Origin of the sequence: Streptomyces sp. NPDC006208 (genome assembly GCF_040613775.1) — a bacterium.
Lineage (GTDB): Bacteria > Actinomycetota > Actinomycetes > Streptomycetales > Streptomycetaceae > Streptomyces.
The window spans coordinates 21,567-28,848 of the sequence record NZ_JBEXSW010000074.1 but is presented as its reverse complement, the minus strand read 5'-3'; the positions used below and the strand labels follow the sequence as shown (position 1 = coordinate 28,848).

7 protein-coding genes are annotated in these 7,282 nt (G+C 70.0%); 3 read left to right on the top strand and 4 right to left on the bottom strand.

The genetic code is table 11. The annotated features are described in order from the left end of the window. Positions 1-54 precede the first annotated feature (54 nt). The 3 genes from tyrS to ABZ208_RS36740 form a co-directional block, all read right to left on the bottom strand. On the bottom strand, positions 55-1,323 hold the full coding sequence (gene tyrS / locus ABZ208_RS36750) for a tyrosine--tRNA ligase (protein WP_356913799.1): 1,269 nt from the start codon (positions 1,321-1,323) through the stop codon (positions 55-57). A gap of 61 nt (positions 1,324-1,384) precedes the next feature. Continuing rightward, a complete protein-coding gene (locus ABZ208_RS36745) occupies positions 1,385-2,782 on the bottom strand; it encodes a metallopeptidase TldD-related protein (protein WP_356913798.1) in 1,398 nt (465 codons plus the stop codon). Further along, positions 2,782-4,305 (bottom strand): TldD/PmbA family protein, encoded by a 1,524-nt coding sequence (locus ABZ208_RS36740; RefSeq protein WP_356913797.1) that lies wholly within the window; start codon positions 4,303-4,305, stop codon positions 2,782-2,784. Before ABZ208_RS36740 ends, ABZ208_RS36745 begins: the two co-directional genes overlap by 1 nt. A gap of 224 nt (positions 4,306-4,529) precedes the next feature. On the opposite strand from ABZ208_RS36740, the gene fabG reads away from it, so the two are divergent. From fabG to ABZ208_RS36725, 3 genes are all read left to right on the top strand, one after another. Further along, entirely contained in the window at positions 4,530-5,249 is a 720-nt protein-coding gene (fabG, locus tag ABZ208_RS36735) for a 3-oxoacyl-[acyl-carrier-protein] reductase (RefSeq protein ID WP_328402198.1), read from the top strand. A gap of 5 nt (positions 5,250-5,254) precedes the next feature. After that, positions 5,255-6,022 (top strand): enoyl-ACP reductase FabI, encoded by a 768-nt coding sequence (fabI, locus tag ABZ208_RS36730; protein ID WP_328402199.1) that lies wholly within the window; start codon positions 5,255-5,257, stop codon positions 6,020-6,022. A 178-nt stretch (positions 6,023-6,200) separates the two neighbouring features. Further along, complete coding sequence (locus ABZ208_RS36725; RefSeq protein ID WP_356913796.1) at positions 6,201-6,563, top strand: hypothetical protein; 363 nt, start codon at positions 6,201-6,203, stop codon at positions 6,561-6,563. On the opposite strand, the gene ABZ208_RS36720 is transcribed toward ABZ208_RS36725, so the two are convergent. Then, positions 6,526-7,212, bottom strand: a complete 687-nt coding sequence (locus ABZ208_RS36720; RefSeq protein WP_356913795.1) for a FadR/GntR family transcriptional regulator — start codon at positions 7,210-7,212, stop codon at positions 6,526-6,528. The two genes, ABZ208_RS36725 and ABZ208_RS36720, sit on opposite strands and share 38 nt — an antisense overlap. Positions 7,213-7,282: the final 70 nt, after the last annotated feature.

Below are 7,282 nucleotides of genomic sequence, written 5' to 3'. Positions count from 1 at the left end.
CGGGCGGGTACCGCACCCACCCGGCCGCCGCCGCGCCATGTCCCTCGGCAGCGATCAGCCGTTCGTGACCTCGACCGCCGCCAGGTTCTTCTTGCCCCGGCGCAGCACCAGCCACCGCCCGTGCAGCAGCTCACTGCGCTCCACCACGGCGTCCTCGGCGGTCACCTTCGCGTTGTTCACGTATGCGCCGCCCTCCTTCACCGTGCGACGGGCCGCCGACTTGCTCGGCGCGAGGCCGGTCTCGGCGAACAGATCGACGACCGGCAGCAGCTCGGTGACCTCCGCGCGCGGCAGCTCGGAGAGCGCCGCCCGCAGCGTCGGCTCGTCCAGGTCGCCCAGCTCACCCTGCCCGAACAGTGCCTTCGACGCGTTCATGACCGCGGCACACTGGTCGGCGCCGTGCACCAGCGCCGTCAGCTCCTCGGCCAGCGCCCGCTGCGCGGCACGCGCCTGCGGCCGCTCGGACGTGATCTTCTCCAGCTCCTCGAGCTCCTCACGGCTCTTGAAGCTGAGGATGCGCATGTACGTCGAGATGTCCCGGTCGTCCACGTTCAGCCAGAACTGGTAGAACGCGTACGGCGTGGTCATCTCCGGGTCCAGCCAGACGGCGCCGCCCTCGGTCTTGCCGAACTTGGTGCCGTCGGCCTTGGTCATCAGCGGGGTCGCCAGAGCATGCACGACCGCGTGCGGCTCCAGACGGTGGATCAGGTCCAGACCCGCGGTCAGGTTGCCCCACTGGTCGCTGCCGCCCTGCTGCAGCACACAGTCGTACCGGCGGTACAGCTCCAGGAAGTCCATGCCCTGCAGCAGCTGGTAGCTGAACTCGGTGTAGCTGATGCCCTGCTCGGACTCCAGCCGGCGGGCCACGGAGTCCTTGGTCAGCATCTTGTTGACCCGGAAGTGCTTGCCGATGTCCCGCAGGAACTCGATCGCCGACATGCCCGCGGTCCAGTCCAGGTTGTTGACCATGACCGCGGCGTTCTCGCCCTCGAAGGACAGGAACGGCTCGATCTGGGAACGCAGCCGCGCCACCCAGTGCGCGATCGTCTCCGGATCGTTCAGCGTGCGCTCCGCGGTCGGGCGCGGGTCACCGATCTGCCCCGTCGCCCCGCCCACCAGCGCCAGCGGCCGGTGCCCGGCCTGCTGGAGCCGGCGGACGGTGAGCACCTGCACCAGATGCCCGACATGCAGGCTGGGCGCGGTCGGGTCGAAGCCGCAATAGAACGTGACGGGACCGTCCGCGAGAGCCTTGCGCAATGCGTCCTCGTCAGTGGACTGGGCGAACAGCCCACGCCACTTCAGCTCGTCGACGATGTCCGTCACGGGTCTCGCGTCTCCTTCGGTGATCTGCCAGAGGTCTGCCGTTGCGCAGACTCCCCCGAGGTTATACGCCCTGGCTGACCGAGCTCATATTGAAATCGGGGATGCGCAGCGCGGGCATCGCGGCCCGCGTGAACCAGTCGCCCCATTCCCGCGGCAGCGTCTTCTCGCTGCGTCCGGCCTCGGCGGCCCGGGAGAGCAGGTCGACCGGTGACTCGTTGAAGCGGAAGTTGTTGACCTCCCCGACGACCTCGCCGTTCTCCACCAGATACACGCCGTCCCTGGTCAGCCCGGTCAGCAGCAAGGTCGCCGGGTCGACCTCACGGATGTACCAGAGACAGGTCAGCAGCAGCCCTCGGGACGTCGCGGCGACCATCTCGTCCAGGGAACGCTCGCCGCCGCCCTCCAGCACCAGATTCCCGGCGCCGGGCGCGATCGGAAGCCCGGTGAGGGCTGCCGTGTGCCGGGTGGTCACCAGGTGCTCGAGCTTTCCGTCGCGCACCCAGTCGGTCGCCGCCACCGGCAGCCCGTTGTCGAAGACCGAGGCGTCGTCGCCGGAGGCGTGGGCGATCACGAACGGGGCGGACTCCAGACCCGGCTCGTGCGGATTGCTGCGCAGGGTCAGCGGCAGCGAGGACAGCGTCTCGCCCACGCGGGTGCCGCCGCCGGGCTTGGAGAAGACCGTACGGCCCTCGGCGGCGTCCCGGGCCGTCGACGACCACAGCTGGTAGATCAGCAGATCGGCCACGGCGGTCGGCGGCAGCAGCGTCTCGTACCGGCCGGCCGGCAGCTCGACGCGGCGCTCGGCCCAGCCGAGGCGCTGTGCCAGCTCCTCGTCCAGCAGCGCCGGGTCGACGTCCTTGAAGTCACGCGTCGAGCGGCCCGCCCAGGCCGAGCGGGTGCGGTCCGGGGACTTGGCGTTCAGCTCGAGGGTGCCGTTGGGCTGGTCGTGCCGCAGCCGAAGCCCCGTCGACGTACCGAGATACGTCGAGGTCAGCTCGTGGTTGGCGAAGCCGTACAGCTCACGCCCGCCGAGCCGGGCGCGCGCGAAGGACTCGCCGAGCGCCGGCGCGAAGTCGGTGAACACGGCGGACGAGGTCTCGGCGGGCGCGTCCGTGAAGTCGGGGGACGCCGCAACGCCCTCCACCAGCGGCTGTGCGTCCTCGGCGGGCCCGGCAGCGCGGGCGGCGGCCTCCGCGGCGCGCACCAGCGGTTCGAGATCCTCGGCGGTCACCGCAGAGCGGGACACGACACCGGAGGCCGTGCCCTCGGCCCCGTCGACGGTGGCGATCACGGTGAGCGTGCGCCCGCGGGTGACGCCGTTGGTGGTCAGCGCATTGCCGGCCCAGCGCAGGTTGGCGGAAGAGTGCTCATCGGCGATGACGACGCACCCGTCGGCGGTGGACAGCTCCAGGGCCCGCTCGACGATCTCGTGCGGCGGGGTGATACGGCTCGTCGACATCAACGTCCGGCCTCCTGCGTGGTGTTCAAGATGTTGACGCCCCGGAAGAGGGCGGAGGGGCAGCCGTGGGAGACCGCGGCGACCTGGCCCGGCTGGGCCTTGCCGCAGTTGAAGGCTCCGCCCAGGACGTATGTCTGCGGGCCGCCGACCTTCTCCATCGAGCCCCAGAAGTCCGTGGTGGTCGCCTGGTACGCGACATCCCGCAGCTGCCCGGCCAGCCGGCCGTTCTCGATCCGGAAGAAACGCTGACCGGTGAACTGGAAGTTGTAGCGCTGCATGTCGATCGACCACGACCGGTCGCCGACCACGTAGATCCCGCGCTCGACCCCGCCGATCAGGTCCTCGGTCGACAGCCCGCCCGGATCCGGCTGCAGCGACACGTTCGCCATCCGCTGCACCGGCACATGGGCGGGGGAGTCCGCGAAGGCGCAGCCGTTGGAGCGGCCGAGCCCCGTCAGCTTCGCGATCCGCCGGTCCAGCTGATAGCCGACCAGCGTGCCGTCCTTCACAAGGTCCCAGCTCTGCGCCTCGACGCCCTCGTCGTCGTACCCGATCGTGGCGAGCCCGTGCTCGGCGGTGCGGTCGCCGCTCACGTTCATCACCGACGAGCCGTACGCCAGCTTCCCGAGCTGGTCGAAGGTGGCGAACGAGGTGCCCGCGTACGCCGCCTCGTAGCCCAGCGCCCGGTCGAGCTCGGTGGCGTGACCGATCGACTCATGGATGGTGAGCCACAGGTTCGACGGGTCGATCACCAGGTCGTAGCGTCCGGCCTGCACGCTCGGCGCACGCATCTTCTCCGCGAGCAGCGCCGGGATCTGCTCCAGCTCCGTGTCCCAGTCCCAGCCGGTACCGGTCAGGTACTCCCAGCCGCGGCCCACCGGCGGTGCGATGGTGCGCATCGAGTCGAACTCGCCCGTCGTCTCGTCGACGGCGACCGCGGTGAGCTGGGGATGCAGCCGCACCCGCTGCTGGGTGGTGACGGTACCCGCCGTATCCGCGTAGAACTTGTTCTCGTGGACCGTGAGCAGCGAGGCGTCCACATGCGCCACCCCGTCCGCACGCAGCAGCCGGTTGCTCCAGTCCGCGAGCAGCGCCGTCTTCTCCGCGTCGGCGACCGTGAACGGGTCGATCTCGTACGAGGAGATCCACGTCCGCTCCTCGTGCACCGGTTCGTCCGCGAGCTCCACCCTCTCGTCCGAGCCCGCCGCCGCGATCACCTGCGCGGAGAGCTTGGCCATCGCCACCGCCTGGCTCGCGACCCGGGCGGCCGCGTCCATGGTCAGATCGACCCCGGAGGCGAAACCCCAGGCACCGCCGTGCACCACACGCACCGCGTACCCGAGGTCCGTGGTGTCCGAGGAGCCGGAGGGCTTGGCGTCGCGCAGCCGCCAGGCGGCGCTGCGTACACGCTCGAGGCGGAAGTCGGCATGCTCGGCGCCGAGCGCACGCGCCCGGGCGAGCGCCGCGTCGGCGAGCGCGCGCAACGGCAGTGCCGTGAACGCTTCGTCGATGGAATGAGGCACGGATGTCTCCTGTCGTCGAGACGGGTCGCCCTGATCATGTCGCCCCTGAGGTCCCATTGCCCAGCGACTTCCCTGCGCGACTTGCTGCGGCCACCTCCGCGGGCGGCTTTCTGTAGGGACCCCACAGGGTCTGGCCAAAGGCGCTGTCAGGGCCCGATTCCTCGTGAGGCGGACCGGACCGATAGGTTTTCGGCATACCTGACCACTGACGAAAGGGTGATCCGTTGAGCCGCTCGGTTCTCGTCACCGGAGGAAACCGGGGCATCGGCCTCGCCATCGCCCACGCATTCGCCGCAGGCGGCGACAAGGTCGCGATCACCTACCGCTCCGGCGAGCCGCCGGCCGGGCTCACCGAAGCGGGCGTTCTCGCCGTTCGCTGCGACATCACCGACGCCGAGCAGGTGGAGCAGGCATACAAGGAGATCGAGGAGAAGCACGGGAACGTGGAGGTGCTGGTGGCCAACGCCGGCGTCACCAAGGACCAGCTCCTGATGCGTATGTCCGAGGACGATTTCACCTCCGTCCTCGACACCAACCTGACCGGCACCTTCCGGGTCGTCAAGCGCGCCAACCGCGGCATGCTGCGCGCCAAGAAGGGCCGCGTCGTGCTCATCTCCTCCGTGGTCGGTCTGCTCGGCTCCGCGGGACAGGCCAACTACGCTGCCTCCAAGGCCGGCCTGGTCGGCTTCGCCCGCTCCCTCGCCCGCGAACTCGGATCGCGGAACATCACCTTCAACGTCGTCGCGCCCGGCTTCGTCGACACCGACATGACCAAGGCGCTCACCGACGAGCAGCGCGAGGGCATCGTCTCCCAGGTGCCGCTCGGCCGTTACGCGCAGCCGGAGGAGATCGCCGCCACCGTGCGCTTCCTCGCCTCCGACGACGCCTCGTACATCACTGGAGCCGTCATCCCCGTTGACGGCGGATTGGGCATGGGTCACTGATCACCATGAGCGGAATCCTCGAGGGCAAGCGCGTCCTGATCACCGGTGTGCTGATGGAGTCGTCCATCGCCTTCCACACCGCCAAGGTGGCCCAGGAGCAGGGCGCTGAGGTCATCCTGACCGCCTTCCCGCGGCCCACCCTTACCGAGCGCATCGCCAGGAAGCTTCCCAAGCCTGCCAAGGTCATCGAGCTGGACGTCACCAACAACGAGCACCTGGCCCGCGTCGAGGACGTGGTGCGCGAGGAGCTCGGCGGGCTCGACGGCGTCGTCCACTCGATCGGCTTCGCCCCGCAGGACGCGCTCGGCGGCAATTTCCTGAACACCCCCTTCGAGTCGGTGTCCACGGCCATGCACGTCTCGGCGTTCTCGCTGAAGTCGCTGACGACGGCCTGCCTGCCGCTGATGCAGGAGGGCGGCTCGGTGGTCGGTCTGACCTTCGACGCGCAGTTCGCCTGGCCGCAGTACGACTGGATGGGTCCGGCGAAGGCAGCGCTGGAGGCCACCAGCCGCTACCTGGCCCGTGACCTCGGCAAGCAGAACGTCCGCTGCAACCTGATCTCGGCCGGCCCGATCGGCTCGATGGCCGCCAAGTCCATCCCGGGCTTCTCCGAGCTCGCGCGGGTGTGGGACGAGCGCTCCCCGCTGCAGTGGGACATGTCCGACCCGGAGCCGGCCGGCCGCGGTGTCGTCGCCCTGCTGTCGGACTTCTTCCCGAAGACGACCGGCGAGATCGTCCACGTCGACGGCGGCGTGCACATCATGGGCGCCTGACCAGCACATCCGTACGAAAGCAACGCCCCGTTCCCCGTGACCGCGGGGGGCGGGGCGTCGCCCGTTCGGGCGAATGGGCGGGCGGCGCGCCCCGGGAGAAGCGACGCTGGAGGAGCAACTCTTCCTTGTGGTGCAGCCGCGGCCTCTCGGCCGCCGTTCGGCCGAGGAGGTCCTGCTTGTGCGTACGAACCGGCGTTCAACCTCCGTCCTCGCCACAGCGACGCTCCTGCTCTGGGCGACACCGGCCGTTTCCCAGCCGCGCCCGCAGGCCCCGCAACGCGATCAGCCGCCCACGTACCAGGCCAACTGCCGCACCGTCGTCGACGGCTCGAGTGTCATCGCCTACTGCCACAATCCCTATCCCGACACCGACTTCGTCCGACTGCACGTCGAATGCGCCCGCTGGTGGGACGTCGACGCGGACACCACCCCGGTGGCGGTCAGGCCGGCCGGCTATGCGGAGCTCACCGAACGGTGCTGGAAGGAGATCGGCGCGGTCTGGATCAGCCACCAGCCCCGGCCGGACGGCGCAGGCACATGAACGGATAGCCTGCTGCCTCCGCGGCCGCCGCGTCACCGTCGCCGGCGCGGATCGCCTCCACCATCCGCGCATGGTCCATATGGTGCTCCGGGCGCAGCTCCTCGCCGACGTCGTCGCGCAGCCAGTCGCGCAGCAGATCTCCGAGGTCCGCGTACAGCTCGGTCAGTACGTCGTTGTGCGAGGCGGCGACCACGGCCAGATGGAAGGTGGCGTCGGCCGCGACGAACCGCTCGGCGTCGCCCGACTCCCAGGCCTCCTCGCGGCGGGCGAGCAGCGTGTCGAGCTGTGTGAGGTCCCGTGCCGTGCGGCGCTCCGCGGCCAGCCGCGCGGCGGACGACTCGAGCGTGGAGCGCAGCTCGGCGATGTGGCGCGGATCGGCGTCGGCGAACCGGCGGTGCATGACACCGGCCAGCTCGCTGGTGGCCACGACGTACGTGCCCGACCCTTGCCGGATGTCCAGCAGCCCGTTGTGGGCGAGAGCGCGCACCGCCTCACGGACGGTGTTGCGGGCGACGCCGAGCTGCTCGACGAGCTCGGGTTCGGTGGGGATCCGTGAACCCACCGGCCACTCGCCCGAGGTGATCTGGTTGCGCAGCTGCGCGATCACCTGGTCGGAGAGCGCGGAACGCCGGGGTGTGGACAGCGCCATGGTGCTCCTTGTCGTGAAGGCCGTCCGTGCGTCGGAGCCGGAGTCCGTACGGGATTGGACAACCAATCAT

What these genes read in the sequence shown, in the direction of transcription:
- ABZ208_RS36745 (WP_356913798.1), bottom strand. Translation starts at nt 2,782, where the DNA reads ATGTCGACGAGCCGTATCACCCCGCCGCACGAGATCGTCGAGCGGGCC.
- fabI (WP_328402199.1), top strand. Translation starts at nt 5,255, where the DNA reads ATGAGCGGAATCCTCGAGGGCAAGCGCGTCCTGATCACCGGTGTGCTG.
- ABZ208_RS36720 (WP_356913795.1), bottom strand. Translation starts at nt 7,212, where the DNA reads ATGGCGCTGTCCACACCCCGGCGTTCCGCGCTCTCCGACCAGGTGATC.